Source organism: Mycobacterium sp. MOTT36Y, from assembly GCF_000262165.1.
Lineage (GTDB): Bacteria > Actinomycetota > Actinomycetes > Mycobacteriales > Mycobacteriaceae > Mycobacterium > Mycobacterium intracellulare.
The window spans coordinates 4,689,683-4,715,759 of record NC_017904.1 but is presented as its reverse complement, the minus strand read 5'-3'; the positions used below and the strand labels follow the sequence as shown (position 1 = coordinate 4,715,759).

At 68.0% G+C, this 26,077-nt stretch carries 26 protein-coding genes; 13 read left to right on the top strand and 13 right to left on the bottom strand.

Annotated features, from left to right (window positions below; translation table 11 throughout):
* Positions 1 to 15 precede the first annotated feature (15 nt).
* Positions 16 to 582, top strand: a complete 567-nt coding sequence (locus W7S_RS21485) for a DUF4389 domain-containing protein (protein WP_014381096.1) — start codon at positions 16 to 18, stop codon at positions 580 to 582.
* Positions 579 to 1,202 carry a class I SAM-dependent methyltransferase gene (locus tag W7S_RS21480; RefSeq protein ID WP_009956585.1) on the top strand — a complete coding sequence of 208 codons (624 nt, stop codon included), beginning with the start codon at positions 579 to 581 and terminating at the stop codon, positions 1,200 to 1,202. The genes W7S_RS21485 and W7S_RS21480 overlap by 4 nt, the downstream gene beginning before the upstream one ends.
* On the opposite strand, the gene W7S_RS21475 is transcribed toward W7S_RS21480, so the two are convergent.
* Together W7S_RS21475 and W7S_RS21470 are read right to left on the bottom strand one after the other, a co-directional pair.
* Positions 1,189 to 3,705 carry an FtsX-like permease family protein gene (locus tag W7S_RS21475; protein WP_009956587.1) on the bottom strand — a complete coding sequence of 839 codons (2,517 nt, stop codon included), beginning with the start codon at positions 3,703 to 3,705 and terminating at the stop codon, positions 1,189 to 1,191. The two genes, W7S_RS21480 and W7S_RS21475, sit on opposite strands and share 14 nt — an antisense overlap.
* On the bottom strand, positions 3,702 to 4,397 hold the full coding sequence (locus tag W7S_RS21470) for an ABC transporter ATP-binding protein (protein ID WP_009956588.1): 696 nt from the start codon (positions 4,395 to 4,397) through the stop codon (positions 3,702 to 3,704). Before W7S_RS21470 ends, W7S_RS21475 begins: the two co-directional genes overlap by 4 nt.
* A gap of 54 nt (positions 4,398 to 4,451) precedes the next feature.
* Between W7S_RS21470 and W7S_RS21465 the strand changes: the two genes are divergently transcribed.
* Genes W7S_RS21465 through W7S_RS21445 form a run of 5 tightly spaced genes read left to right on the top strand, consistent with a single transcriptional unit; the run spans position 4,452 to position 9,452 of the window.
* Positions 4,452 to 6,227, top strand: a complete 1,776-nt coding sequence (locus W7S_RS21465) for a thiamine pyrophosphate-binding protein (protein ID WP_043955847.1) — start codon at positions 4,452 to 4,454, stop codon at positions 6,225 to 6,227.
* Positions 6,208 to 6,855: a hypothetical protein gene (locus W7S_RS21460; protein WP_008260527.1), complete on the top strand. Its 648-nt coding sequence runs from the start codon at positions 6,208 to 6,210 to the stop codon at positions 6,853 to 6,855. Before W7S_RS21465 ends, W7S_RS21460 begins: the two co-directional genes overlap by 20 nt.
* 7 nt (positions 6,856 to 6,862) lie before the next feature.
* On the top strand, positions 6,863 to 7,882 hold the full coding sequence (locus W7S_RS21455) for a 3-oxoacyl-ACP synthase III family protein (protein WP_014712343.1): 1,020 nt from the start codon (positions 6,863 to 6,865) through the stop codon (positions 7,880 to 7,882).
* Positions 7,882 to 8,937, top strand: coding sequence for a histidinol-phosphate transaminase (locus tag W7S_RS21450; protein ID WP_009956590.1), 1,056 nt, complete (start codon positions 7,882 to 7,884; stop codon positions 8,935 to 8,937). The genes W7S_RS21455 and W7S_RS21450 overlap by 1 nt, the downstream gene beginning before the upstream one ends.
* Before the next feature lie 8 nt (positions 8,938 to 8,945).
* The gene (locus W7S_RS21445; RefSeq protein WP_008260522.1) at positions 8,946 to 9,452 is read left to right on the top strand and encodes a MarR family transcriptional regulator; all 507 of its coding nucleotides are present in this window, start codon (positions 8,946 to 8,948) and stop codon (positions 9,450 to 9,452) included.
* An 83-nt stretch (positions 9,453 to 9,535) separates the two neighbouring features.
* Here W7S_RS21445 and mmsB read toward each other — a convergent pair whose 3' ends face one another.
* From mmsB to W7S_RS21430, 3 genes are read right to left on the bottom strand one after another with little or no spacing between them, the layout of a single operon-like run.
* Positions 9,536 to 10,423: a 3-hydroxyisobutyrate dehydrogenase gene (gene mmsB / locus W7S_RS21440; RefSeq protein ID WP_014712342.1), complete on the bottom strand. Its 888-nt coding sequence runs from the start codon at positions 10,421 to 10,423 to the stop codon at positions 9,536 to 9,538.
* Positions 10,424 to 10,435: 12 nt separating this feature from the next.
* On the bottom strand, positions 10,436 to 11,605 hold the full coding sequence (locus W7S_RS21435) for an acyl-CoA dehydrogenase family protein (RefSeq protein ID WP_014381094.1): 1,170 nt from the start codon (positions 11,603 to 11,605) through the stop codon (positions 10,436 to 10,438).
* Positions 11,606 to 11,613: 8 nt separating this feature from the next.
* Positions 11,614 to 13,134, bottom strand: a complete 1,521-nt coding sequence (locus W7S_RS21430; protein ID WP_014381093.1) for a CoA-acylating methylmalonate-semialdehyde dehydrogenase — start codon at positions 13,132 to 13,134, stop codon at positions 11,614 to 11,616.
* Between the two features lie 103 nt (positions 13,135 to 13,237).
* Between W7S_RS21430 and W7S_RS21425 the strand changes: the two genes are divergently transcribed.
* From W7S_RS21425 to W7S_RS21400, 6 genes are read left to right on the top strand one after another with little or no spacing between them, the layout of a single operon-like run.
* Entirely contained in the window at positions 13,238 to 14,674 is a 1,437-nt protein-coding gene (locus tag W7S_RS21425; RefSeq protein ID WP_014712341.1) for a hypothetical protein, read from the top strand.
* A gap of 42 nt (positions 14,675 to 14,716) precedes the next feature.
* Complete coding sequence (locus tag W7S_RS21420) at positions 14,717 to 15,268, top strand: RNA polymerase sigma factor (protein WP_008260512.1); 552 nt, start codon at positions 14,717 to 14,719, stop codon at positions 15,266 to 15,268.
* Positions 15,265 to 15,963: a Rieske 2Fe-2S domain-containing protein gene (locus W7S_RS21415; RefSeq protein ID WP_008260511.1), complete on the top strand. Its 699-nt coding sequence runs from the start codon at positions 15,265 to 15,267 to the stop codon at positions 15,961 to 15,963. The genes W7S_RS21420 and W7S_RS21415 overlap by 4 nt, the downstream gene beginning before the upstream one ends.
* Before the next feature lie 30 nt (positions 15,964 to 15,993).
* Positions 15,994 to 16,392 carry a cupredoxin family copper-binding protein gene (locus tag W7S_RS21410; protein ID WP_036429491.1) on the top strand — a complete coding sequence of 133 codons (399 nt, stop codon included), beginning with the start codon at positions 15,994 to 15,996 and terminating at the stop codon, positions 16,390 to 16,392.
* The gene (locus W7S_RS21405) at positions 16,389 to 17,324 is read left to right on the top strand and encodes a metallophosphoesterase (RefSeq protein WP_008260508.1); all 936 of its coding nucleotides are present in this window, start codon (positions 16,389 to 16,391) and stop codon (positions 17,322 to 17,324) included. The genes W7S_RS21410 and W7S_RS21405 overlap by 4 nt, the downstream gene beginning before the upstream one ends.
* A complete protein-coding gene (locus W7S_RS21400) occupies positions 17,321 to 17,707 on the top strand; it encodes a hypothetical protein (protein ID WP_008260507.1) in 387 nt (128 codons plus the stop codon). Before W7S_RS21405 ends, W7S_RS21400 begins: the two co-directional genes overlap by 4 nt.
* Here W7S_RS21400 and W7S_RS21395 read toward each other — a convergent pair.
* From W7S_RS21395 to W7S_RS21360, 8 genes are all read right to left on the bottom strand, one after another.
* Entirely contained in the window at positions 17,640 to 18,728 is a 1,089-nt protein-coding gene (locus tag W7S_RS21395) for an acyltransferase (RefSeq protein WP_008260506.1), read from the bottom strand. The genes W7S_RS21400 and W7S_RS21395 overlap by 68 nt on opposite strands.
* Positions 18,729 to 18,826: 98 nt before the next feature.
* Positions 18,827 to 19,993 (bottom strand): acyltransferase, encoded by a 1,167-nt coding sequence (locus tag W7S_RS21390; protein WP_008260504.1) that lies wholly within the window; start codon positions 19,991 to 19,993, stop codon positions 18,827 to 18,829.
* A 94-nt stretch (positions 19,994 to 20,087) separates the two neighbouring features.
* Positions 20,088 to 21,221, bottom strand: coding sequence for an acyltransferase (locus W7S_RS21385; RefSeq protein ID WP_008260502.1), 1,134 nt, complete (start codon positions 21,219 to 21,221; stop codon positions 20,088 to 20,090).
* 144 nt (positions 21,222 to 21,365) lie between these two features.
* The gene (locus tag W7S_RS21380) at positions 21,366 to 22,490 is read right to left on the bottom strand and encodes an acyltransferase (RefSeq protein ID WP_014712339.1); all 1,125 of its coding nucleotides are present in this window, start codon (positions 22,488 to 22,490) and stop codon (positions 21,366 to 21,368) included.
* 200 nt (positions 22,491 to 22,690) lie between these two features.
* On the bottom strand, positions 22,691 to 23,308 hold the full coding sequence (rfbC, locus tag W7S_RS21375) for a dTDP-4-dehydrorhamnose 3,5-epimerase (protein WP_036429607.1): 618 nt from the start codon (positions 23,306 to 23,308) through the stop codon (positions 22,691 to 22,693).
* Between the two features lies 1 nt (position 23,309).
* Positions 23,310 to 24,305, bottom strand: coding sequence for a dTDP-glucose 4,6-dehydratase (gene rfbB, locus W7S_RS21370; RefSeq protein ID WP_008260499.1), 996 nt, complete (start codon positions 24,303 to 24,305; stop codon positions 23,310 to 23,312).
* A 27-nt stretch (positions 24,306 to 24,332) separates the two neighbouring features.
* Positions 24,333 to 25,199, bottom strand: a complete 867-nt coding sequence (locus W7S_RS21365; protein WP_008260498.1) for an LLM class F420-dependent oxidoreductase — start codon at positions 25,197 to 25,199, stop codon at positions 24,333 to 24,335.
* A 20-nt stretch (positions 25,200 to 25,219) separates the two neighbouring features.
* On the bottom strand, positions 25,220 to 26,068 hold the full coding sequence (locus W7S_RS21360; RefSeq protein ID WP_008260497.1) for an LLM class F420-dependent oxidoreductase: 849 nt from the start codon (positions 26,066 to 26,068) through the stop codon (positions 25,220 to 25,222).
* Positions 26,069 to 26,077: the final 9 nt, after the last annotated feature.

The following is a 26,077-nucleotide window of genomic DNA, read 5'->3' as shown; positions in this document are numbered from 1 at the left end:
GCCGATTCCGTAAGAGTGCGAGGCGATTTCGACTCGCCCTCGCGCTGGCTCTGGCTGGTGAAGTGGTGCGTGCTGGCCGTGCCGCACTACCCGATACTGATACTGCTCTACCTGATCTATCCGTTCTCGACCGTGGCGGCCGGAGTGGCCATCCTGTGCACCGGGCGATATCCGCGGCCGCTGTTCGTATTCAACGTCGGCGTGCTGCGCTGGTCGTGGCGGCTGATGAACTACCGCTTCCCGATGAACAGCACCGACAGGTACCCGCCTTTCACGCTGGCGTCTCGGCCCGACTACCCCGGCGATCTCGCGGTCGACTATCCCGAGCGGCTGAAAAACTGGGCGGTGCTGGTGAAGTGGCTGCTGGCCATCCCCCAGGTTCTGCTGTGCTGGTCGATGGAGGCGCCGCTGCAGGTGCTGTGTGTCATCGCCGCGCTGGCGCTGCTGTTCACCGGGACGATCCCACGGGGCGCGTTCGATCTGCTCATGGGCATGGTCCGCTGGCGATACCGGGTGGCGGTGTACGTGTCGTTGATGCGCGACGAATACCCGCCGTTCCGAATGGATTTGGGCGCACGATGACCCTGCGAAGCCTGGCGTTCCCCTACGTGTACCGATTCGGCCAGCCGCTTTTCGACCGGCTCTTTTACCACCGCTACCGACGGGCGGCGCTGAGTAACGCGAACGGCCGGCTGCTGATGCTCGGGCTGGGGCCGGGAACCGACTTGATGTTTCTGCCCGACACGGTGACGTCGGTCGCCGCCGTGGAGCCCGCGGCGCCGTTCCGGCGGATGGCCGCGAGGCTCGCCCGGCGCCGCGGCATCGCGGTCGACCTCGTCGAGGGAACGGGCGAGTCGATTCCCTTCCCGGACAACTCTTTCGAATCCGTCCACGCCGGGCTGGTGTTGTGCTCGGTCGGCGACGTGGCCGCAACCCTCGGCGAGATCCGGCGGGTGCTGGTGCCCGGCGGCAGGCTCGTGGTCCTCGAGCACGTGCGCGGTGACGGCGCGACCGGCCGGTTCCAGGATCTGATCGCCAAGCCGTGGTCGTGGCTCGCCGGTGGCTGCGAGCCGAACCGGCGCACCCTCGAGGCCATCGCCGCCGCCGGATTCGACACCGCCGCGCTGCGCAGCATCCGAACGCCGGTGCCCTTCCCGTGCAAACCCCATCTGCAGGGATTCGCCACCGTCACTCGACGCTGACCGCCTCGATGATGGACAGGCGCGCCGCGCGCCGTGCCGGTGGCACCGAGCCGAGCAGGCTGATCGCCAGCGCCCCGAGCGTGAAGGCGAGCGCCAGGGGGCTCGGGTGAAAGCCGACTTCGAAATTCATGATGTCGTCGCTGATGCGGCTGAACAACCACTGGTCGGTCAGACCGAGCGCCAGCCCCAAAACGCCGCCGACGACACCGATTCCGGCCGCCTCCGCCAGCACCATCCGCAAGGTGAACCGCCGGCTGGATCCCATGGCGCGCAGCACGCCGATTTCGCGGCGGCGTTCGTTCACCGAGAGCGTCAGCGTGTTCAGCAGTGCGACCGCGGCCACCGCCACGACGATGACCCACACCGCGTTGGCGATGAACATGCTCTGACGCAGCGGGGCCTGCAGCCCCGCCAGCGCGGTGGGGCCGTCGTACACGTGGTTCGGGGCCGGCGCCGCCTCGCGGACGCCGGCCAGCAGCCGCTGCCGATTCACCCCCGGGGCCGCGGCGATTTGCAGTGTCGTCGCCGCCGGGCGATCGAACCAGGCCCGCATCTGGTCGAGGTCGATTCCGACGGTGCCGATCACGGTCGAGAAGAACGGCACCAGGGCCAGCACGGTCACCGACCGCGGGCCGTGCGGCGTTTGGAGCCGCAGTTGGTCGCCGGCCCGGACGTGCAGAGTGGTGCCGAGAATCCGCGTGAGCACCACACCGCGGCCGGCGAGCACCTCGGTGCGCACCCGTTCGTCCAGCGCCCGGAAGAGCGCATCGTTGCTGCCGGCGGAAAACCCGTCGAGCAGGACGCGGGTACCGCCGACCACGGCGAAACCGAACGCTCCCTCGGTCACGCGCGCCACGCCGGGAAGCGCGGCGACCTTCGCGGAAAGCCCCTGTGGCAGAACGTCGGTGGGGTAGCTGTCGGGCGGGTCCGCGCTCACCCACACGTCGGTATCGGTGACCGGTGCGAAGATGTCCCGCGCGGACCGAATCATGTCGGCGTTCGTGCCGGTGATCACGACGGTGGTGAGTACCCCGATGAGCACGGTCATCACGGTCGCCCACACCCGGCGCGGCGCACGCTGGATCGTCGCCGCGGCCAGCGCCCCGAACGACCCGAACGTGCGCGCCATCGCCGCCGTGGCGTGGACGATGGGCGCGGTGAGCGCGAAGCCCAGGGCGATCTCGGCGCCCAGCACCGCGGCCATCGCCACGACGGCGTAGCTGCCGCGCTGGCCGGTGACGACCGGCGTCGACACCGCGAACACCGCCACCGCACCAACCCCGCCGGCGATGCGCAGCCACCGCGGCACCGTGTCGGCCGCCGAGGCCCCGACCGGCGCGAGCGCCTCGATCGGCGAGACCTTGTACACCTGCCGCGCCGCCATCGCCGAGGCCGCCACGCTGGTCAGCGCCGTCGCCGCGAGCGCCAGCGGTATCGCATAACCGGGCAGCCAATACTGCACGCGGGCTTCGAGCCCTTGCGTCATCGCCGGGGGCAAGCGCCCAATCGCGATGTGGCCCGCCACAATTCCCATGCCGGACCCGATTGCCCCGCCGATCAGGCCGAGCACCGCCGCCTCCGCCAGCATGTCGCCGACGATGCTGGCGCGCCGGCCGCCGATAGCCCGCAGCATCGAGATGACCGGCCGGCGCGCGGTGATCGCCATCGTCATCGTGGTGTAGATCAAAAACGCGCCGACCACCAACGCGACCGCGGCGCCCAGCAGGGCCATGTAGTTCATCAGCTTGACGCCGTCGCCGGCGCGGGCCGCCCGAAAGCTCGGGGCCGCGACGATCGCACGGCCGTGCACGGCGGCGGTGACCGCGGCGCGGACGGCGCCGGGGTCGGCGCCCCGCTTCGTGGTGATGAGTATCGAGTCGAGTTGACCGGTGCGGCCGGTGGCGTTCTGCGCCAAGGCAAGTGGCGCAAGCACGTAGTGCCCGCCGTTGAGGTCCTCGTATCGCTTGCCCGCGAGCACATCGGTCACCGTGACCGACGCCGAACCCAGTTGAAACGCCTGGCCTTTCGCATAGCCGACGCGGGGTCCGGCCTGAACGCCGGACGGCGTCGAGGACAGCGCCTGCACCGGCCGGGTCACCACGTCCTTGAGGGCGCCGCCCAGGGCGGCGGTGCTCGCGTCGGCGCCCAGCAGCAGCACCGGCCCCGACGGTGTGGACGCCGACGCCCGGATCATCGGTGCGGCGGTGGCTACGCCGGGAACGCCGGCCACGTCGGCCAGTATCGAGTCGGGGAATCCGCCGTCGGTGATGCCGGACACCTCGAGCGCGGCGACCCCGGCGATCCCGTCGGCCAGCCGGCCCACCGACCCGGTGATCGACCCGAAGATGCCGAAGATCGCCACCAAATACGTTGCCGAGACCGCCATTACGGCGATCGACGCAAACGTGCGGCGTCGATGCACGGCCAGCTCGCGCAGGCTGAACACGCGCAGCCTGCTCGCCGCGGCCGTGAGCTTGAGGCCGCGCCGCGCCCCGGGCCTCACCCCGCGACCGCCATCACGTCCGAACCGACGCGACCGTCCTGCAGCGTGATCACCCGGTCGGTGGCCGCGGCCGCGTCGGCGTTGTGGGTCACCATCACCACCAGCCGACCCCCACCCTCCTCGTGCGCCACCTCCGCCAACAGCGCCAAAATGGACGCGCCCGTCGCGGAGTCCAGGTTTCCGGTCGGCTCGTCGGCGAGGATCAGCGGCGGGTTCATCATCAAGGCACGCGCGACCGCGACCCGCTGCATTTGGCCGCCGGACAGTTCCGCCGGCCGGTGCTGCGCCCGGTTGCCGAGCCCGACCCGGTCCAGCAGGCGGATCGCGTCCGGCTTGGCGCTGCCCAACCGGACTCCGTCGAGCAGCTTGGGAATCGCCACGTTCTCCCAGGCCGACAGCGTCGGCAGCAGGTTGAAGAACTGAAAGATGAAACCCACCCGCCGATGGCGGAACCGCGACTGCTGTTCATCGCTAAGGCGGGCGATTTCCTCGCCATCGAAGGCGATCGACCCGGAATCGGGGGAATCCAAGGCGCCGAGCACGTGCAACAGCGTGCTCTTGCCCGCCCCGGACGGTCCGACGACCGACACGAACTGCTCGTCCGCCAGCCGCAGGCTGACGCCGTCGAGCGCCCGCACCGTTTGACCGCCGACCCGGTATTCGCGCACGACGTTGCAAAGTTCGACGGTCATTCAAACATCACGATGGCCGCCGGTGAACGGTTCATGTACTGGATCTGGACGACGATGAACCGACCGGGCCGCTACCTCGTTTCATCAGGCATGCTTGGCAGGCACCGGGTGGTCGACCATATCGTCGGGCACCTCGCGGCGATCGGAGTCGATCACATCTTCGGTGTGGACGGCGCCAACATCGAGGACGTGTACGACGCCGCGCACTTTTGCCCCGACATCGACGCGGTGCTGGCCAAGCACGAGTTCTCCGCGGCCACCATGGCCGACGGGTACAGCCGAAGCGGGGCCGGGGTGGGCGTGGTGGCCGCGACCTCGGGCGGGGGCGCGCTGAACCTCGTTGCGGGTCTGGGCGAGTCGCTGGCGAGCCGGGTTCCGGTGCTGGCGTTGGTCGGCCAGCCCGCCCGCACGATGGACGGCCGCGGCAGCTTTCAGGACACCAGCGGCGCAAACGGATCGTTGAACGCCGAGGCATTGTTCTCGGCGGTATCGGTGTTCTGCGAGCGGCTGCTGACGCCGGCCGACATCGTCTCGCTGCTGCCCCGGGCCATCGCCGCGGCGCGCATCGGCGGACCGGCGGTGTTGTTGCTGCCCAAGGACATTCAGCAGGCCCATCTTGACGCCGGGCGTGACGACAATGACGCGGATGGCATGCGGGCCGCGATCGGCAACCCGCATCCGATCGTCGCCGAGCTGCGGCGGGTGCAGGGACGGGTCACCATCCTGGCCGGCGAGCAGGTGGCGCGCGATGACGCCCGCGCCGAACTCGAAGAGCTACGCGCGCTGCTGCACGCGCGGGTGGCGACCGTGCCGGACGCGAAGGATGTCGCGGCTGCAGACGGGGGGCCGGCCGCGTTGGGGGTGACCGGCGTCATGGGTCACCGCAACGTGGCCGAGGCGGTGGCCACCAGCGCGGTGTGCCTCATCGTCGGCACCCGGCTGGCGGTCACCGCGCGCGGCGGCCTGGACGAGGCGCTGGCGGCGGTGCGGACGGTCTCGATCGGTTCGGCGCCGCCGTATCTGCCCTGCACCCACGTGCATACCGATGATCTGCGCGGCTCGCTGCGCGCGCTGACCCATGCGGTTCGCCACCGCGGGCGGCCGGCCGGTCCGCGCATCCCCGGCGCGGGCCGGCCCGCCGAAATGACGCCCCCGCCCTTCACCGGGCCGGGCGTGCGGTACCGCGAGGCCATGGCGGTGCTGGACGATGTCGTGCCCGACGGGTCCGACATCGTGGTCGACGCCGGCAACACCGGCGCCGCGGCCATCCACTACCTCCCGGTGCGACGCGGCGGCAGGTTCGCCGTCGCGCTCGGCATGGGCGGCATGGGCTACAGCTTCGGCGCCGGGATCGGAATGACGTTGGGGCGAGCCAACACTGGCCGCCCGGCCGGCCGCACCGTGGTGATCGCCGGTGATGGCGCGTTCTTCATGCACGGCATGGAGGTGCACACGGCCGTGCAGTACCGGCTACCGATGACGTTCGTGTTGTTCAACAACAACGCGCACGCCATGTGCGTGACCCGCGAGCAGCTGTTCTACGACGACCTGTACAGCTACAACCGGTTTCGTCCCAGCCGGCTCGGCGCCGGCCTGGCGGCGATGTTCCCCGGCCTGGCGGCGGTGGACGTCAGCGACGCCGATGGATTCGCCGCGGCCATGGGCGCGGCGCTCGACATCGACGGCCCGGCGGTGGTCAGTGTCGAGTGCGCCGCCGACGAGATCCCGCCGTTCGCACCATTTCTCACCGCCGCGCCCGCTAAAGGCCGCGGGGTGGACCAGATTTCACTTGCTGAGGAGAACTTGACCAATGTCGCTGCCAGCGCTTGAGGATATCCCGGACCTCATCGACGGGGTCACCCGCATCGAAACCAGCCCCAGGGAGAAGGCCACGCCGATCATCATGGACATGATGCGGTCGGTGTACCCGCACGACCAGGTCTTCGGGCAGTACTGCACCGTCAACGACTACGTCGACTGCCCGCCCGACGAGCTCTACGAGTACATGGCCGACACCCGCAGCCTGGAGGAGTGGACGTACAGCCTGCGCGGGTTCACCCCCACCGACGAGCCCGGATTATGGCTGGCGCACGACCGGCTCGGCTCGGAAACCGAGATCTACACGCGCACCGTCGCCAACGCCCAGGCGCGGACCGTGGATTACCACTGCGCCTGGGATCAAGGCAAACATCTGTGGATGATCTACCTGATGCGTGTCGTCGACGCCCAGACCGTCCTCGACAAGCCGGGATCGGTTGTGCTGTGGACGAATTGCCACCACCCCTTCTACGACCACAACCCGTACCCGGAGACCGCTCCGGCGCAGCGGCCCGTGTGGGTCGGCGACTTCTGGGACATGTTCGCCGCCGGCCACCTGCTGGAGTTGCGCAACCTCAAGGCGATCGCCGAGTACCGCCACCGCAACGGCCTGCCCGTGACGCCGGTGTGGATGAGATGAGCAGACCATGGCTAAGCCGACCGTCAGCCTGATCGACGTTTCCACCTATCTGCCGGGGGATCCGATTCCCGCCGGCTACTACGCCCGATTCGCCGAATCCGACGACCTGCGCGACAACGTGATGTTCCGCGCTCCGAAGTTTCGCCATCACGTCGGCGCGGACGAGAGCTCGGTCGACATGATCGAGCGTGCGGCCCGGGGCCTGATCGAACGGCACGGCCGCGACGTCGTCGCAGGTGCGGACGTGCTGATCACCCACACCCAGGTACCCGACATGGCGTTCTACGGCCAGGGTGGCGGCATCGCGCATCGGCTGGGCATGCGGCCGTCCTGGGTGCTCGACCTGAACAACGGCGGCTGCGCCGCATTCGTGTTGGCGCTCAACGTGGCCCGCACATTGTTGTCCGCGGGCCAGGGCCGCACCGCGCTCATCGCGATCGCACAGAACGCGGCCGGACAATTCTTCGATCAGCCGACCATCCGCCGCAAGGCGCAGTCGGCGGTGCCCGGTGACGGCGCCGCCGTGGGACTGGTCGCGCTGAGCGAACACTCGCCCATCCTGGATGTCGAGTGCCGCACCTACGGCGAGTATGCGGGCGAAATGACGCTGTCCTACGACCCGCCCCGCAAGTGGTGGCAGGCCGGCCCCGGCGAGGGCAGCATCGGTTTCACGGAGAGCAAGATCACCAAGGTGCTGGCCCGCGGCAACCGGCAGGTTCCGGAAGTGGCGCTGGCGGTCTGCGACCGAATCGGGTTGGCCGCCAAGGACATCGACCTGCTGGTCACCAACCAGCCCAACAGGGCGTTTCTGCGCAATTGGCGTGACGCGCTCGAGTTGCCCCCGCAACGTCATCGGGACACCTTTGACGAGTGCGGCAACCTGTTCGGTGCCGGGATCCCGATCAATCTGGACCGCGCGATCGCCGACGGCCAGCTGGGTGCCGGGGAAGTGGTCATGATGGCGGCCTTCGCGCATGCCGGCGACTTCGCCGGCGCCGCCGCGGTGCGCTGGGGCGGACGAGACTGATGCACGCGGTTCCGGCCCCGGTTGCCGGCCAGATCTGCGATGCGCTGCCCGACGCGGTGGATCCGTTCGCCTTGTCGCTCAACGAGAATCCGTTTCCGCCGCTACCGTCGGTGCGTTCGGCGTTGATTCGGTCCGTTTCCGCGGCGAACCGGTATCCGGAGTTCTTGCCGGAGCGGTTGCGCGGCTTGGTCGCCGGCCACATCGGTGTGCCCACCGAGCGGGTGGTGCTGGGCGCCGGGGCGACGGGCGTCGTGTTGCAGGCGCTGCAGGCGCTGACCGCGCCGGGCGACACGATCGCCATGGCGTCGCCGACGTTCGATGGCTATCCGATCGTCGCGCAACTGGCACGATTGAACTCGTCGTTCGTTCCGCTGGACGCGCACGGCCAGCACGACCTCGACGCGCTGGCCGACGCGGCCGGCGCCGCCCGCGTGGTGGTGGTGTGCCGGCCGCACAATCCGACCGGCACGCTGGAGCCCGCGGCCGCCGTTCTCCGGTTCCTGCGCCGGGTGCCGCGCGACACCGTCGTGCTGCTCGACGAGGCCTATATCGAGTTCACCGCTCCCGAGCACCGTTTCGACGTGGCGGCACTGGTCACCCGTTTTCCCAACGTCGTGGTGGTGCGGACCTTCTCCAAAGCCTACGGCCTGGCCGGGCTGCGAATCGGTTACGCGGTGGCGTCCCACCAGCTGGCGCCGACGCTGTGGACCCAGCAGCTGCCGTTCGGCATCGCGATCACGGGCCTGCTCGCGGTCGCGGCGTCGTATGCCGCGGAAGGTGAACTGCTGCGCCGGATCCGGCTGATCACCGCCGAACGCCGCTATCTCCGGATGCGCCTGAGCGCGCTGGGGATCTACACGACCGACGCGCACGCGAACTTCATGTATCTGCCGTCTCAACAGGGCTTGTCGTGGCGTGAGGCTTTCGGCGACGACGCTCCACGCGTGCGGTATTACGCGGACGGTGCCGCGCGGATCACCGTGGGCGGCCGCGCATCGACGACGGCGGTGCTGTCGGCGTTGGGAAAGGCCACGCTCGGGCTCCAAGTGCGGTAAGAAGGGGCGTGGCCGACTCACGACCGGACAAGCGTGATCCGATCGCCGCGGCGCGGGCCAACTGGGAGCGCGCCGGGTGGGGTGACGTGGCGCCGGGCATGGTCGCGGTGACGTCGGTGATGCGTGCGCACCAGATCCTGCTGGCCCGCGTGGAGACGGCGTTGCGGCCCTACGACCTCAGCTTCTCCCGGTACGAATTGCTGCGGCTGCTGGCGTTCAGCCGCTCCGGCGCGCTACCCATCACCAAGGCCTCCGACCGGCTGCAGGTTCACGTCACCAGCGTCACCCACGCGATCCGCCGGCTGGAGGCCGACGGGCTGGTGCAGCGTGTTCCGCACCCCACCGACGGGCGCACCACGCTGGTCCAGATCACCGACCTGGGCCGCTCCACGGTCGAGGACGCGACGATCACGCTCAACAAGCAGGTGTTCGCCGATCTCGGGATGTCCGACGCCGAATCGCAGGACCTCGCGTCGTCCATCGAGACGTTGCGCCGCAACGCCGGCGACTTCTGAAGCTCTTCGTCCCGCGCGCCCAACGTGGAGTTGTTGCGCCGAATCGGCTTATTTCCCGCCACAAGTCGACGTTCGGCGCGCGGTCAACGCAGCGTCTCGATGATCGCGCTGAAGTCCTTGTCACCGTGGGAGGCGTCCGACGCAACGAACTCAGCGTAGATCTCGGCGGCGTGGCGGCCCAGGGGGGCGGTCGAACCGCTGGAGGACACCGCATCCATCGCCAGTCCAAGGTCCTTGTTCATCAGCGCGGTCGCAAACCCCGGCTTGAAGTCGTTGTTGGCCGGCGACGTCGGGACCGGGCCCGGCACAGGGCAATTGGTGTGCACGGCCCAGCAGTTTCCGGTCGCCCCGGTGATCACGTCGAACAGCGACTGCGCCGACAGGCCGAGCTTTTCGGCCAGGACGAACGCCTCGCCGATCGCGATCTGCTGCACCGCCAGCACCATGTTGTTGCACACCTTGGCGGCCTGGCCCGCCCCGGCCGCGCCGCAGTGAATGATCTTGCCCGCCATGGGTTCCAGCACCGGCCGCGCGCGTTGCAGGGCGGCGTCGTCGCCACCCACCATGAATGCCAGCGTCCCGGCGACCGCGCCGTTCACCCCGCCCGAGACGGGCGCGTCCAGCTGGGCGATGCCGCGCGACTCCGCCAGCGCATGCACCTCGCGGGCGTCATCGACCGAGATCGTGGAGCTGTCGATGAACAGAGCACCGGGCCGCGCCGCGGGCAGAATCTCCGCGTAGCAGCGCTTCACCAACTCGCCGTTGGGCAGCATGGTCATGACCACGTCCGCACCGGCCACCGCGTCGACGGCGGTGTCGAAGGCGGCGACGCCGGCCGCCGCGGCCGCGGACAGCGCCGCGGGCACCGGGTCGAATCCGCGCACCGCATGGTTGGCCGCAACGAGGTTCGTCGCCATGGGCCCGCCCATGTGGCCCAACCCCAGGAAAGCCACGGTCACGTGCTCGGTCATCTGAAGACCCTTCTATGCGGTTGCCGGAGAAGCTCTGAACCGTGCGGCTTCTGCCCGACCGATGACCACTCGCATGATTTCGTTGGTGCCTTCCAGGATCCGGTGCACCCGCAGGTCGCGCACGATCTTTTCCAGACCATACTCGCGCAGGTAGCCGTAGCCGCCGTGCAGCTGCAGGGCCTTGTCGGCGACCTCGAAGCAGGTGTCGGTGACGTAACGCTTGGCCATCGCGCACAACTCGACCTTGTCGGGGTCGTCGGTGTCCAACGCATTGGCCGCGCGCCACAACATCATGCGCGACGTCTCGAGGCCGGTCGCCATGTCGGCCAGGGCGAACCGGATGGTCGGTTCGTCGAGCAGGGACTTGCCGAACGCCTGCCGATCGCGAACGTAGGCTCCCGCCTTGTCGGCGGCGGCCTGGGCGCCACCGAGCGAGCACGCGGCGATGTTGAGCCGGCCGCCGTTGAGGCCGTTCATCGCGATGCCGAATCCGGCGCCCTCGCCGTCCGCGCCACCCAGCATCGCGTCGGCCGGCACCCGCACGCCCTCCAGGATCACCTGGGCGGTGGGCTGGGCATGCCAGCCCATCTTCTCCTCCAGCGCGCCGAAACTCAGCCCCGCACTGTCCTTTTCGACGATGAACGCCGAGATGCCGCGCGGGCCCTCGCCGCCGGTCCTGGCCATCACCACGTAGACGTCCGACGCGCCCGCGCCCGAGATGAACTGCTTGACCCCGTCGAGCACATAGTCGCCGCCCTCTTTGACCGCGCGGGTGCTCAACGCGCTGGCGTCGGAGCCGGCGCCCGGCTCGGTGAGGCAGTAGCTGGCGATGACGTCCATCGACGCCAGGCGCGGGACCCAGTCCTTGCGCTGTTCGGCGGTGCCGAAGGTGTCGATCATCCACGCGCACATGTTGTGGATCGACAGGAATGCGGCGGTGGTGGGGTCGGCGATCGCCAGCTGCTCGAAGATGCGGACCCCGTCGAGCCGGCGCAGCCCGCTGCCGCCGACGTCCTCGCGGCAGTAGATCGCCGCCATGCCTAGCTCCGCCGACTCACGCAGCACGTCGGTCGGAAAGTGCTTGGCCGCATCCCATTCCAGGGCGTGCGGGGCCAGGCGCTTGGCGGCGAACGCGGCGGCCGTCTCGGTGATCACCCGTTCGTCGTCGTCAAGGGTAAACATGCGCGGCCCTAATCCATTGTGGGAATGACGAATTCGGCGCCGTCCTTGATGCCGGACGGCCACCGAGACGTCACCGTCTTGGTCTTGGTGTAGAAGAGGATTGACGACGGACCGTGCTGGTTGAGGTCGCCGAAGCCGGAGCGCTTCCAGCCGCCGAAGGTGTGGTAGGCCACCGGCACCGGGATCGGCACGTTGACACCGACCATCCCGACCTGCACGCGGGAGACGAAGTCGCGGGCGGCGTCGCCGTCGCGGGTGAAGATGGCCACGCCGTTGCCGTACTCGTGCTCGGACGGCAGACGCAGGGCCTCCTCGTAGTCGTGGGCGCGCACGATGCACAGGACGGGCCCGAAGATCTCGTCGGTGTAGATCGACATGTCCGGGGTGACGTGGTCGAACAGGGTCGGCCCGATGAAGAAGCCGCCTTCGAGGTTGGCGTCACCGAAAGTCAGGTCGTCGCTGGCGCGTTCGCGGCCGTCGATGACCAATTCGGCGCCCGCGTCGACGCCCTGGCCGATGTAGTCGCGCACCCGCGCCACGGCGGCCTCGGTCACCAGCGGACCGTAATCGGCCTTGGGGTCCAGGCTGTGGCCCACGCGCAGGTTGTTGATCCGCTCGATGAGCCGGGCGCGCAGCCGGTCCGCGGTCTGCTCACCGACCGGGACCGCGACGCTGATCGCCATGCAGCGCTCGCCCGCGCTGCCATATCCCGCGCCGATCAGCGCGTCGACGGCCTGGTCCAGGTCGGCATCGGGCATCACGATCATGTGGTTCTTCGCGCCGCCGAAGCACTGCGAACGCTTGCCGGTGGCCGCGGCCCCGGCGTAGATGTACTGGGCGATGTCGGAGCTCCCTACGAACCCGACCGCCTGGATGTCCGGGTGGTTCAGGATGGCGTCGACGGCCTCCTTGTCGCCGTGCACGACCTGGAACACGCCCGGTGGCAGGCCGGCCTCGACGAAGAGTTCGGCGAGGCGCACCGGGACCGACGGGTCGCGCTCGCTGGGCTTGAGCACGAACGCGTTGCCGCAGGCCAGCGCCGGGCCGGCCTTCCACAACGGGATCATCGCCGGGAAGTTGAACGGCGTGATGCCTGCGACCACGCCCAGCGGCTGGCGCAGCGAATAGACGTCGATGCCCGGACCGGCGCCCTCGCTGTATTCGCCCTTGAGCAGGTGCGGGATGCCGATGGCGAACTCGATGACCTCGATGCCGCGCTGGATGTCGCCCTTGGCGTCGGCCAGGGTCTTGCCGTGCTCGCGCGACAGCAGCTCGGCCAGCTCGTCGTTGTGTTTGTTGACCAGCTCGATGAAACGCATCATCACCCGCGCGCGGCGTTGCGGATTCGTTGCGGCCCAACCTTTTTGGGCCTCGAGGGCCGACGCCACCGCGGCGTCGATGTCGGCCTGGCCGGCCATCGGCACCTGGGCCTGGACACTCCCGGTGCTGGGGTCGAAGACGTCGGCGGTGCGGCCGGACTGGCCGGCGGTGCGCCGACCGTCGATGAAGTGGGGAATCTGTGTGGTCATGGGGCCCTCGGATGTGGTTGACGCGCTTAAGCGGATACTTGCATATCCTAGTAACCCGGTTCGGGCCTTGGCAAGGTGGGTGGCGGGCTAGCCTGACAGCGGTATGCACACCATCGAGGCCGACTACCTGGTGGTCGGGGCGGGCGCCATGGCCATGGCGTTCATCGACGCGCAGGTCGCCGAAGCCTCAGCGGCGCAGGCCCGCGTCGTGGTGGTGGACCGCAACCACGCGCCCGGTGGGCACTGGACCATGGCCTACCCGTTCGTGCGGCTGCACCAGCCCTCGGCGTTCTACGGCGTCAACTCGCTGCCGCTGGGTGGCGACGCCATCGACCAAGTCGGTTGGAACCGGGGGCTTTACGAACTGGCCACCGCCGGCGAGATCTGCGCCTACTACGACCACATCATGCGCCGGCGGCTGCTGCCGAGCGGGCGGGTCAGCTACTTCCCGATGAGCGAATACCTCGGCGAACACCGTGGTGAAGCCCGGTTCCGCACGCTCGCCGGCGCCGACTACACCGTCCGGGTGGCGCGCCGCGTCGTCGACGCCACCTACATGCGGGTCACGGTCCCCGCGATGCGCCCGCCGCCTTATCGGGTCGCGCCCGGCATCGACTGCGTCCCGCCCGGCGACCTGCCGCGGCGCGGCGCCCACGAGCGCTACGTCATCGTCGGGGCGGGCAAGACCGGCATCGACACCTGCCTGTGGCTACTGGGCCAGGGCGTCGACCCGGATCGGCTCACCTGGATCATGCCGCGCGATTCCTGGCTGCTGGACCGCGAGACCATGCAGCCCGGCGCGTTGTTCGCCGAGAAGATCAAGGCCAGCTTCACCGCGCAACTGCGCGCCATCAACGACGCGGCGTCGGTGCGGGATCTGTTCGACCGCCTCGAAGAGGCCGGCCTGCTGCTGCGGATCGACCCGGCGATCCGTCCCGCCATGTACCGCTGCGCCACCGTCACCCGCCTCGAACTCGAGCAGCTGCGGCGGATTACCGACGTCGTGAGGATGGGGCACCTGCGGGCCATCGAGGCCGACACGATGGTCCTCGACCGGGGCGCCGTGGCGGTCAGCGGCCGCGAGCTCTATCTCGACTGCACCGCCGACGGCGCCGAAAAGCGGCCCGCCACACCGATATTCGATTCCAACCGCATCACCCTGCAGAGCGTGCGCGGCTGCCAACAGATCTTCAGCGCGGCGCTGATCGCCCACGTGGAGGCCGCGTACCGCGACGACTCGCTGAAAAACGAGCTTTGCGTGCCGCTGCCGCATCCGGACACCGACATCGACTGGCTACGGCTGGCGTGGGCCGATTACAGCAACCAGCTGCGCTGGTTGGACGACCCGGACTTGATGTCGTGGTTGTCGACGGCGCGCCTGGACCTGTTCGGTCACCTGATCGGCCACCTGCTGCCGTCCGCGTCGGCGAAGCCCCGGGTCCGCGACCGGATACTGGGCATCGCCAAGTCCGTGTTTTCCGCCACCGCCACCAAGCTCGACGAGCTGATGGCCGCCGAGGCCGCGCTCGCCGCGCGCTGACCCGTGTAACCCGAGCCGATATTGATCGGGTGAAGGAGGCATGTGGCGGCAAGAAGCGATCCCGTCGGGCCGCGACCCCTGCGCGCGGTACCCGGCGCCGGGCATGAGCCCGGCTACCCGGACTGGGAGGCCGTGTACTCCGACAACGTGGGGTGGGTGTACCGCACGCTGTTCGCGCGCGTCGGCAACCGGACCGACGCCGAAGACCTCACCGCCGAGGTGTTCCTCGCCGCGCTGCGGCCGCTGCGCCTGACCGTGAGCGTGGCCGAGGTGCGCGCCTACCTGCGGGCCACGGCCAGGACGGTGCTGGCCGCACACTGGCGCCAGACCCTGGGACGGGAGATCACCTCGATCGAGGACATCGAGCAACCGGCCGACAGCGAGGAGGCGATCAGCACCGCGCCGCAGCGGGTGGCCCGCGTCCTGGACGCCCTGCCGGATCGGTATCGCCTGATCCTGGAATCGCGCTTTCTGCGCGGCAATTCGATCAAGGAGTCGGCCGCGGAACTCGGAATCAGCGTGCCCAATGCCAAAGTGCTCCAGCACCGCGCCCTGCGGCTGGCGGCGCAGGTCAACGATGGGGGCAAGCAATGAATGCGCGGGGCTTGCGACGCTATGTCGACGATCTGTTGCGGGGGCGCCGGCCCAGGCCGTTCGCGCCCGACGACTTCGAGGCGGCGCAGCTGCGCACCGCCATCGAGCTGCGGGCCGCCCGCAGCGGGGATGACACGCCGCGCCCGGAATTCCTCGCCGATCTGCACCGTCGCATCGGCGAGCAGATGTCAGGCACGCCGCCGCGAACCCCGCCCGGGCGCACCGGCACGCGCCGCCAGGTCATCGTCGGCACGTCGGCCGCGGCGACGGCCGCGGTCGCCGCGGTTTCCCTCGATCGCGCAGTGATCTCCGGTCGCCATCGGCGACCGAGTGCCCCGGATAACGCCGCCGGGCAACTCACCCCCAACGAGGGAAGCTGGCAGCGCGTCGCCTCCAGCTCGGACGTGCCCGACGGGGCCATGCGCGCTTTCGATCTGGGTTCGGTGACCGGATTCGTCCGGCGCATCGACGGCAACGTGCACGCGATATCGGGGGTGTGCACCCATCAAGGGTGCAAGCTGTGGTTCGACGCGCCCGAAGACACCTTGCGCTGCCCCTGCCACACCACGTCGTTCTCGCCCAGCGGGCAGGTGCTCACCCACCAGTTGCCGATCGCACCAAAACCGTTGCCCGAATTGATGGTTCGTGAGGTCGACGGTGCTATCGAGGTCTTCGCTCCGGGGCGCCGCGCCTGAACGGTGTAACCCGCCGCCCTATCTGTGGGCATGGATATCGCCCTGCGTCGAAGGCTTTTGGCGGCCGTGCTGGCCGCGAGCGTGATCTCATCGCCCGGCTGTGGCCGGCCGCGCTCCGTGGCGACCACCCCCGCGCCCACCGCCGGGGTGTCGATCACCGCGCCGCCCCCCGCAGCCGGCGCCAACCAGGTCACCATCGACGGCTTCGCTTTCGCGCCGCCGAACCTGACGGTGCCGGCCGGGACCACCGTCACCTGGACCAACCGCGACGAGGAACCCCATACGGTCGCCGCAAGTGACGGCTCATTTCACTCACCCGGCATGGGAACCGGAGCGACCTTCGCCCACACCTTCTCCGCCCCTGGGACTTTCGACTATGTCTGCTCGATTCATCCGATGATGCGCGGCACCGTGGTGGTGACGGGATGACCGGCCGCCCGGGCGACGATGCCATGACCCGGCGCCAGCTCCTCCGGCACACGGCGTGGTTCGGGGCGGCGGTCGGGTTGACCGTGGCCGGGGGCGAGGTCATCTCGCATGTCGCCGGGGAAGCGGCGGCTCAGCGCGCGCACGTCCGGCCCGCCCTGCGGTTCGCCCAAATCAGCGACAGCCACCTCGGCTTCAACGGTGCGCCCAACAGGGACGTCGCGGCGACGTTCAGCGACGCGATCGACAAGGTCAACAGCCTCGGCTACACACCGGATTTCGTCATCCACACCGGCGACCTCACTCACCTTTCCAGCCCCGAACAGTTCGACCAGGCGAAGCAGATGATGAGCGGTCTGAAGACGCCCCACGTGTTCACCGTGCCGGGCGAGCACGACTCCGTCGACGACGCGGGACAGAAGTACCGAAACACCTTCGGCGCGGCCGCGGTTGGCGACGGCTGGTACAGCTTCGACATCGCCGGTGTGCACCTGATCGCGCTCGTCAACACGTTGAACCTGCGCAAGCTGGGCCATCTGGGGGTGGATCAGCTGGAGTTCGTCAAGAAGGACGTCGCCCATCTGCCGAGCGACACCCCGATCATCGTGTTCAGTCACATCCCCTTGTTCGCGATGTACCCCCAATGGGGCTGGGGCACCGACGACGCCGCCCAGGCGCTGAGCTACCTGCGCCGGTTCTCCTCCGTCACGTGCCTCAATGGCCATGTCCACCAGCTGTTTTCCAAAACGGAGGACAATGTGACGTTTCACAGCGGCACCGCCACCGCGTACCCGCTGCCCAGACCCGGTGACGGGCCCGCGCCCAAACCGGTGACGCTGCCGGCCGGCAAGCTGCGCGACGCATTGGGTATCCGCGAGGTCGGCTACACCACGGGAGAGTCCGCGCTGGCGCTGAAAGAGCGGGCGTTGCGGTGATCGGCGCCCTGGTGCGGCTCGGGCTCGCCGCGTCGTTGGCCCTCAGCGCCGTCAGCCACGCCTACCTCTATGTCCATGGCTACCAACGCATTCCGGCCATCGGCACGGGATTCCTGGTGCAGGCCAGTGTGTCATTGGCGATCGCTCTGCTGATCGTGGCCGGCGGTCCCGCGTGGCTGCGCTGGGCCGGTGCCGCGATGGCCGCCGGATCTCTGGTCGCCTTCGCGCTGTCGCGGACCGTGGGGCTTTTCGGCTTCTCCGAACGGGGCTGGGATCCGTCGCCTCATGCGGCGATCAGCGTGGCCGCCGAAGTGGTCATCCTGCTGTTGTGGTGGCGGGGTGGCCGCCTTCGGCTTTCGCGGCGTCAGACCACTTCCGTTTGAGCCGGCGCTTGAGAGCCATCGAGGGCTTTTCGATGAGGAACCAGCTTGCCGCGGCCACGGGTAGCGTCGCCGCGGCGGCGACGAGAAAGAACGCAACGGGTTGAAGACGCGCAAGGCCGCACACGGCCAAGAGTTGCTGGGTCGGGAACGCGTAGATGTAGACGCCGTAGGACAGATCCGTGCGTAGCCTCAAGCGGCTGCTCTTCAGCAAGGCTCCGGACACGATGATCGCGTAGGCCAACGGAAGGGCGGCGACCGTACGGTAATCGGGCAGCATGCTGGACGCCAGCACGATGACGACGCTCACCCCGACGAGCGGCCACCGCGCGGGGATCACCTCTCTCCATTGATAGAGGACGGCTCCGGCGGCGAACATGATCGCCGAACGCACGGCGATCTGGGGGATGGTCCATACCCCCGGGAACGTCATCGGCGGCATCGCCGTTGCCAGACCCGTAGCCACGACGAGTATTGCCGGAGAGACCCAGCGGTGATGGGCCAGGCCCGCCATACCGATACCGGCGACGGCGAGATAGCAGATCACTTCCCAGACCAGCGACCACAGCGAACCGTTCCAGAGCCCGGAATGTGGTATCCCGCTTGGTGTTCCGCCGACATCGAGATGGACATAAGCCACCGCGCTGTTTTTCAGGACGTATTCGAGCGGCCCGCCGGAGCACACGAGCTCGCCGACCGAGCCGCCCTGGATAGCCACGGTGAGGGGGGCGAAGGCGAACGCCGTCACGATGAGGCAAGCGTAGTAGCCGGGCAGGATACGAAGGGCGCGGGCGGTCAGGTAGTCACGCACGTGCGGGTCGTCGAGCCAACTCCTGGTGATGAGGAACCCCGAGATCGCGAAGAAGCCGTCCACCCCTATCGAGAACAGAAGTTGCAGCGTCGCCGCGGGTGGCATCCGGCCGGTGATGGGCCAGCAGTGCCACAGCATCACCTCGGCAGCCAGCACCAGCCGCCACGCGTTCAGCGCGTTGTTTCCCCCATTGAAAGCTTGTCCGAGGGTCATCGGCCACCGCCCGTCGTGCACCCCCCGCTTCGCGGATGTTACCGCTGTTGGAGCGGGGACGATTGAGCCTTTTTATTTTGTCAGAGGGCCGAACCCGGCTAGGCGGCGCCGGTGCCGTTCGGGGCCGGCCGGTCGGCCGTCGCATCGGCCGTGGCAGCGGGACGTTCTGTGTCGGTCTCTGCCACCCTGGGGTCCGATTCGGCCGCGGCGGGCCCGGACCACCTCTTTTTGAGTCGGCGTTTGAGAGACATCGCAGGCTTTTCGATGACGAACCAGCTCAGCGCGGCCAGCGGAAGGGTGCACAGTGTGGCCACTATCGAGAACACGTTCGGATTCAGAACGCCAACCCCACAGATCACCAGCAACTGTTGAGTCGGGAACGCGTAGATGTACACCCCATACGAGAGATCGGTACGTAACCTCAAGCGCTTGTTTCGGATCAGTGCGCCCGAGACGATGATCGCGTACGCAAGCGGTATGCCTCCGAGCCTGCGGTAATCCGGCAGTAGGGTCCCGCCCAGCAGGACGACTGCGACACTCACCCCGACGAGCCACCACCGCGCCGGAATGACGTCTCGCCACTGGTAGAGGAGCGCTCCCGCAGCGAACATGATGGCGAAGCGGGCGCTGGCGGCGGCAAATTGGAGCGTGAATGGTTCGTGCACGCTGAAGGGTGGCAATAAGGCTGCGCTAAGCACGGCCATCGCCAGGATTGCCGGCGAAACCCAGCGGCGATTGGCGAACCCGACCACACCCAGGCCGGCAACGACGAAGTAGCAGGCGAGCTCGAACATGAGCGTCCACAGCGAACTGTTCCATGTTCCCGGATAAGGGATCCCGGTCGGTGTTCCGCCGACATCGACCTTGAGCGTCGCCACCGCGATGTTCATCAAGACGTACTGGAAGGGCGCGGCTGAGAAGAGGAGCTTCAGCGCTGCGCCACCCTGAATCGCCACACCGATGGGAGCGATGATGAAGGCGGTGACGATAAGGCACACGTAATACCCGGGCAGAATGCGAAGAGCTCGCGCCGTCAGGTATTCCCGCAGTTGGGGTTGGCGCAGCCAGCTGGCGGTGATGAGGAATCCGGAGACCGCGAAGAAGCCGTCAACCCCTCCTGAGCCAAGAAGATGCCCGACGATTCCCGTCGGGGACGGGCGGCCCGTGAGCGTGAAGGAGTGCCCCATGATCACGGAAACTGCCAGCACCAACCGCCATGCGTTGAGTGCGTTATTCCGCGTGTCGAATGCCTGCCCGAGCTTCATTGCCCTCCACCCGTTATCCCCAGTTGTCGGCGGCAGTCTATGCCACTCCGTCGAGACGGCTGGCGTTTTCAGCGGGTTTGAACGCGATTGGGAGCTAGGCGGTTTCGCTCAAACCCGGACCGGGCCGGTCGCCAATGACGTCGGCTTTGCTGACTGGGGGCGGCTCCTCGGAGCTGGAGGTGACGGGGGCGGACCACTTGCGGCGTAGGCGCCGTTTGAGGGACATCGAGGGCTTTTCGATGAAGAACCAGCTGGCGGCCGCCAGCGGCAGGGTAGCCGTCGCGGCAACGAGGAAGAACAGAACTGGCTGGAGGTGAGAGAGCCCGCAGACGGCCAATAATCGTTGGATTGGAAAGGCGTAGATGTAGACGCCATAGGACAGGTCGGTGTGCAATCTCAAGCGACGGCCCTGCAGTAGGGCACCAGATACGATGACGGCATAGGCCAGCGGCAGGGCGCCGACGACCCGGTAATCGGGAAGCCGATTGGCCGCCAACACAATTGCGACGCTGACCGCCACGAGCGACCAATTGGCCGGAATCGTGTCACGCCACTGGTACATAAGCGCCCCGGCTGAAAACATGATGGCCGAGCGCACAGCCAACTGTGGGATGGTCCATAACCCGGGGAAAGTCAGCGGGGGTAACACAGTCGCGAGACCGGTAGCCAGCATTAAGATCGCGGGAGAAACCCACCGGCGGTTGGCTAGTCCCGCCACGCCCAGTCCGGCAACGGCGAAGTAGCACAGCAACTCCCAGATCAAGGACCACAGCGAACCATTCCAAGCAGTTCCGCCCTGTACACCGTTCAGTGTTGCGCCGACATTGGGCTGCAGATAGGCGACCGCGCTGTTTTTCAATACGTATTCAAGGGGCGCGGTGGATCGAAGCAAGTTGGCCACCGAACCACCCTGGATCGCCACGCTGAGCGGGGCGAAGCCGAACGCGGTCACGATCAAGCAGACGTAGAAGCCGGGCAGGATACGAAGGGCGCGGGCTGCGAGGTAGTCGCGCAGGCGCGGGTCGGTGAGCCAACTCCGAGTGATGAGGAAGCCTGAGATAGCAAAAAACCCGTCTACTCCAACCGAGAATAGGAGCTGGAGGAAAGTCTTCGGTAGCGTATGGCCCGTAATCGGCCAGGAATGGAACAGCATCACCTCAGCCGCCAGCGCCAACCTCAGTGCGTTCAGCGCATTTTTGCGCGGATCGAATACCTGCCCGAGTTTCATCGGCCTCCGTCCACGTGTACGCCGCGCTCCCTCGGGCGCCATCGTATCGGTCGGGCGACATAGGCGGGCTCGGTCGGGCGACAACGACCAAAACGACGTGCCGGTGGACCGGTGACCTAACGTCGATACACGCCGTGACCGGTGCTAAGCAGCACCCGAGACCTCTGGTGGCAATGCGACCGGCGCTTGCGACCGAGAGGCAAAAGGTTTCCCTTTGAAACGCGACTTCAGGGACCTGGCCGGTTTCTCAATGAGGAACCAGCTTGCCGCGGCCAGCGGCAGGGTCGCTACCGCGACGGTGAGGCAGAACACGATGGGGGTGAGGCTGATGAACCCAAGGACGATCAGCAACTGCTGGATCGGGAAGGCGTAGATGTACATGCCGTAGGACAGGTCAGTGCGCAATCTCAACCGCCTGCTTTGCAGCAGGGAGCCCGAGACGACGACCGCATAGGCGAGCGGGATGGCGGCGACCACCCGGTAGTCCGGCAGTTGGCCGGCCGCCAGCACGATGACCACGCTCACCGCGACCAGCGACCAGCGAGCGGGAATCACGTCCCGCCATTGATACAAGAACGCTCCAGCCGCAAACATGATGGCGGCGCGGCACGCCATGAAGATGAGAGTGGTCGCTATGTTGCCCTCGGGGTGATGGAACACGTCGGGGAACCGGACGGGCGGCATGAGTGACGCGCCGATTGCCGCCATCACCAAAATCGTCAACGAAACCCACCGGCGGTTGGCGAGTCCGGCGATGCCGATGATCGCGACGACGAGATAGCACATCACTTCCCAGAACAACGACCACAGCGACGCGTTCCAGATGCCCGCGTTGGGAATGTCGTGCGGGGTGCCGCCGACGTCGGGCTTGAGCCACATCACCGCGATGTTCTTGAGGACATATTCGAACGGGGCGAACGAGAACAGCAGCCTGGCCGCGGAGCCGCCCTGGATCGCCACGCTCAGCGGGGCGAAGACGAACGCCGTCACGATCATGCAGACGTAGAAGCCGGGCAGGATGCGAAGCGCCCGCGCGGCCAGGTACGCGCGCAGCCGCGGGTTGCTGATCCAACTCGCGGTGATGAGAAAGCCCGAGATCGCGAAGAATCCGTCGACGCCGACGCAGAGCAGCAGCTGAAGAACCGCCCGCACCGAAGGCAGATGACCCCGGACCGGGTAGGTGTGCCAGAAGATGACCTCGCCCGCGAGCGCTAACCGCCATGCGTTGAGCGCATTGCTTCGCGGATCGAACACCTGCCCGAGTTTCATCGGCGCAATCCTAGCGCCACCGAATACTGAATTGGGCCGGTTTACGGTACTGGTCCAATTCGGCCCCCGCAATGGGGAACGTTAATAGATATGCGTCTAATAGGCAGCTCAGGCGGTGAAAATGATTTTGCGCGCCGCGCGCGTCAACAATGGTGCGGGATAACGCACATCGCTCGAATGGGCGACGCCGATCACCCGCGTCAATTCGCGGGCTTTGCCCGCAAACCCTCGACGAACGCGTTCGTCTCCTCCCAGGTGGGGAGCAGGCCGGAGGCGCGTACGTCGTCGAGGCTGGGGGCCGCCGCGTCGCGGTCGGACAGGGTGGGCGGCGCGCCGTCCACCAGAGGCCAATCGATCCCCAGCGCCGGATCGGTTGCGCAAATGGTGTGTTCGCGTTGCGGGTTGTATTCCGCCGAGCACAAGTACATCACCGTCGAATTGTCTTGCAGCGCCAGGAAACCGTGTCCGAGGCCCTCGGAGAGGTAGATCGTCCTGTGCTCGGTGTCGTCGAGCAGCACCGAGTCCCACTGACCGAATGTCGGTGAGCCCACCCGGATGTCGACGACGACGTCGAATACCGCCCCGCGCACGCAGGTCACGTACTTGGCCTGGCTCGGCGGTACCTGGGCGAAGTGCAGGCCGCGCAGCACGCCGGCCGATGACACCGAGCAATTGGCCTGCCGAACCTCCAGCCGGTGACCGGCGAAGGACCTGAATCCCTTGTCGGTCAGCCATTCGAAGAAATGGCCCCGCGAATCGCCATGAACGGCGGGGGTGATCTCCCAGGCGCCGGGAACTTTCAGCTCGCGAACTTCCACGTCACTGCCCACGTTCTTCGTAGCGGGCTTCGGAGGCGTCCTTCAACGGGCGCCACCATGATTCGTTCGCGCGGTACCAGTCGATGGTCTCACGCAGCCCCTCCTCGAAGTCGGTATGCTTTGGCGCCCAACACAATTCGTCGTACAGCGTCGATGGGTCGATCGCGTAGCGCAGGTCGTGGCCGGCGCGATCGGTGACATGGTCGAAGTCGTCGGGTTCGCGGCCCATCATCTGCAGCAGCGTCCGCAACACGGTCAGGTTGTCGCGCTCGCCCTCGGAGCTGATCAAATACGTCCGGCCGATCTCGCCCTTCTCCAGGATGCGCCGCACCGCGCTGTTGTGGTCGTCGACGTGGATCCAGTCCCGGACGTTGGCGCCGGCGCCGTAGAGCTTGGGCCGCCGCCCGGTGAGCACGTTGGTGATCTGCCGCGGGATGAACTTCTCGACGTGCTGATACGGCCCGTAGTTGTTGGAGCAGTTCGAGATCGTCGCGCGCACCCCGTATGAGCGCACCCAGGCCCGCACCAGCATGTCGGCGGCGGCCTTGGTCGCCGAATAGGGGCTGGACGGGTTGTACGGCGTCGCCTCGGTGAACCGCTGGGGGTCGTCGAGCTCCAGGTCGCCGTAGACCTCGTCGGTCGAGATGTGGTGCAGCCGCACACCGTAACGCCGCACCGCTTCGAGGATGGTGAAGGTGCCGACCACGTTGGTGTGCAGGAACGGCTCGGGGCCCTCCAGCGCATTGTCGACGTGGCTCTCCGCGGCGAAGTGCACCACGGCGTCGGATTCGGCGACCAGCCGCGACACCAGTTCGGCATCGGTGATGTCGCCGACCACCAGCTCGATGGCGTCCTCGACGCCGGCCAGTGACTCGCGCCGGCCCGCATAGGTCAGGGCGTCGAGCACGGTCACCGAGTCCTCGGGGTGCTCGCGAACGGTGCTGTGCACGAAATTGGCGCCGATGAAACCAGCGCCGCCGGTGACCAGTAACCGCATGCCCCAAACCCTAACCGAGCCGATGGGTCAGTTTGCGGCAGTTAGCCCCAGAGCGCCGGCCAATTCGGTCAGCGCAGGTAGCAGGGTTTCTTCGGAATAGCCGCCCAGCACCTGGATGGCCACGTGGTCGGCCCCGGCGTCCAGGTGCTCGCGCAGCCGGCCCGCGATCGCCTCCGGGGTGCCGTGGGCGACCACCGCGTCGATCAGCCGGTCGCTGCCGGGCGTGCGCACGTCGGCTTCGGTGAACCCCAGCCGCAGCCAATTGTTCACGTAGTTGCTCAGGCCCAGATAATGCTCGACGGTCTGGCGGCCGATCTCGCGGGCCTGTTCGGCGTCCGTGCTCAGCACCACCTTGTGCTCGGGCGCCAAATACACTGCCCCGCCGAGCAACTCGCGCGCCTTGGCCGTGTGTTCCGGGGTGGTCAGGTAGGGATGTGCGCCGGCGCTGCGTCGCGCGGCGAGCCGCAGCACCCGCGGCCCGAGCGCGGCAACCACCCGGCGGCTGGTCGGCACCAGCGCCGCGTCGAGTTCGTCGAGGTAGGAGACCAGGGCGTCGTACGGTTTGACGTACTCTCCGGTGTGCTCGGGGTGGCCGACCCCGACGCCGAGCAAAAACCTTCCCGGGTGGTGAGTTTCGATGCGGCGGAACGACTCGGCGACGGCCGCGGCGGGCGCCGACCAGATGTTGACGATTCCGGTGGCCAGCTGCAGCGACGTGGTGCGCGCCAGGGCCGGTTCGACCCAGGACAACTCGGCGTCCGGCGAGCCGCCGATCCAGGCGGCGCCGTAGCCCAGCGATTCGATCCCCGCCGCCAACTCGGGTTGGATGGATCGCGTCGGCAGCCACACGCCGAACTGGCCCAGGTCGGGCTTGAGCGAAACTCCCTCGGTCATCCAGCTCCCCCTGCCGGTCGTCAGGACGGATTCAGTCCCAGTGGCCCCGCCAGTTCGGCCAGCGCCGAGACCAGGTTTTCATCCTTGGTCAGGACCTGCACCGGGACGTGATCGGCGCCGGCCTCGAGGTGCTCGGTGAGCCGCGCCGCGATCTGGTCCACGGTGCCATAGGCCACCACCGCGTCCACCAGCCGGTCGCTGCCCGGCCGGGTGACCTCGTCCTCGCCGAAACCCAGCCGCTTCCAGTTGTTTCGGTAGTTGGCGAGATTGAAATAGACGTCGAGCGCCTTGCGGCCGACCGCCCGTGCCTTCTCGGCGTCGGTGGTCAGGATCGCCTTGTGCTCGGGGGCCAGGAACGCCGACGGGCCGATGATCTCGCGGGCCCGCGCGGTGTGTTCCGGCGTGGTCAGGTAGGGGTGTGCTCCGGCGGAGCGCTCCGCGGACAGCCGCAGCACGCGCGGCCCGAGCGCGGCGACGACCCGGCGGTTGGCGGGCACCCCGTAGTCGTCGAGCTGCTTCAGGTAGTCGACCAGGGCGTCGTAGGGCTTGCGGTACTCGGTGTGAGCCTCGGGATGGCCGACGCCGATGCCCAGCAGGAAGCGGCCCGGGTACCCCTTGTCGATGCGGTGGAAGGACTCGGCGACGGGCCCCGCGGCCGCGGTCCAGATGTTGACGATGCCGGTGCCCACCTGCAGCGTCGTCGTGGCTTCCAGGAGGGGTTCGACCCAGGACAGCTCGGCGGGAGGCGACCCGCCGACCCAGACGGCCCCGTAGCCCAGCGCCTCGATGTCCTTGGCCTGCTGGGGTGTGACGCCGCGTCCGAACGATCCGAACCGGCCGAGATCGGGCTTGCTTGCTGCATCGGTCATGGTCTTCCC

Coding starts and splice junctions, on each gene's coding strand:
- W7S_RS21480 (WP_009956585.1), top strand. CDS start 579: ATGACCCTGCGAAGCCTGGCGTTCCCCTACGTGTACCGATTCGGCCAG.
- W7S_RS21470 (WP_009956588.1), bottom strand. CDS start 4,397: ATGACCGTCGAACTTTGCAACGTCGTGCGCGAATACCGGGTCGGCGGT.
- W7S_RS21465 (WP_043955847.1), top strand. CDS start 4,452: ATGAACCGACCGGGCCGCTACCTCGTTTCATCAGGCATGCTTGGCAGG.
- W7S_RS21460 (WP_008260527.1), top strand. CDS start 6,208: ATGTCGCTGCCAGCGCTTGAGGATATCCCGGACCTCATCGACGGGGTC.
- W7S_RS21455 (WP_014712343.1), top strand. CDS start 6,863: ATGGCTAAGCCGACCGTCAGCCTGATCGACGTTTCCACCTATCTGCCG.
- W7S_RS21450 (WP_009956590.1), top strand. CDS start 7,882: ATGCACGCGGTTCCGGCCCCGGTTGCCGGCCAGATCTGCGATGCGCTG.
- mmsB (WP_014712342.1), bottom strand. CDS start 10,423: ATGACCGAGCACGTGACCGTGGCTTTCCTGGGGTTGGGCCACATGGGC.
- W7S_RS21435 (WP_014381094.1), bottom strand. CDS start 11,605: ATGTTTACCCTTGACGACGACGAACGGGTGATCACCGAGACGGCCGCC.
- W7S_RS21430 (WP_014381093.1), bottom strand. CDS start 13,134: ATGACCACACAGATTCCCCACTTCATCGACGGTCGGCGCACCGCCGGC.
- W7S_RS21425 (WP_014712341.1), top strand. CDS start 13,238: ATGCACACCATCGAGGCCGACTACCTGGTGGTCGGGGCGGGCGCCATG.
- W7S_RS21415 (WP_008260511.1), top strand. CDS start 15,265: ATGAATGCGCGGGGCTTGCGACGCTATGTCGACGATCTGTTGCGGGGG.
- W7S_RS21410 (WP_036429491.1), top strand. CDS start 15,994: ATGGATATCGCCCTGCGTCGAAGGCTTTTGGCGGCCGTGCTGGCCGCG.
- W7S_RS21405 (WP_008260508.1), top strand. CDS start 16,389: ATGACCGGCCGCCCGGGCGACGATGCCATGACCCGGCGCCAGCTCCTC.
- W7S_RS21395 (WP_008260506.1), bottom strand. CDS start 18,728: ATGACCCTCGGACAAGCTTTCAATGGGGGAAACAACGCGCTGAACGCG.
- W7S_RS21390 (WP_008260504.1), bottom strand. CDS start 19,993: ATGAAGCTCGGGCAGGCATTCGACACGCGGAATAACGCACTCAACGCA.
- W7S_RS21385 (WP_008260502.1), bottom strand. CDS start 21,221: ATGAAACTCGGGCAGGTATTCGATCCGCGCAAAAATGCGCTGAACGCA.
- W7S_RS21380 (WP_014712339.1), bottom strand. CDS start 22,490: ATGAAACTCGGGCAGGTGTTCGATCCGCGAAGCAATGCGCTCAACGCA.
- rfbB (WP_008260499.1), bottom strand. CDS start 24,305: ATGCGGTTACTGGTCACCGGCGGCGCTGGTTTCATCGGCGCCAATTTC.
- W7S_RS21365 (WP_008260498.1), bottom strand. CDS start 25,199: ATGACCGAGGGAGTTTCGCTCAAGCCCGACCTGGGCCAGTTCGGCGTG.
- W7S_RS21360 (WP_008260497.1), bottom strand. CDS start 26,068: ATGACCGATGCAGCAAGCAAGCCCGATCTCGGCCGGTTCGGATCGTTC.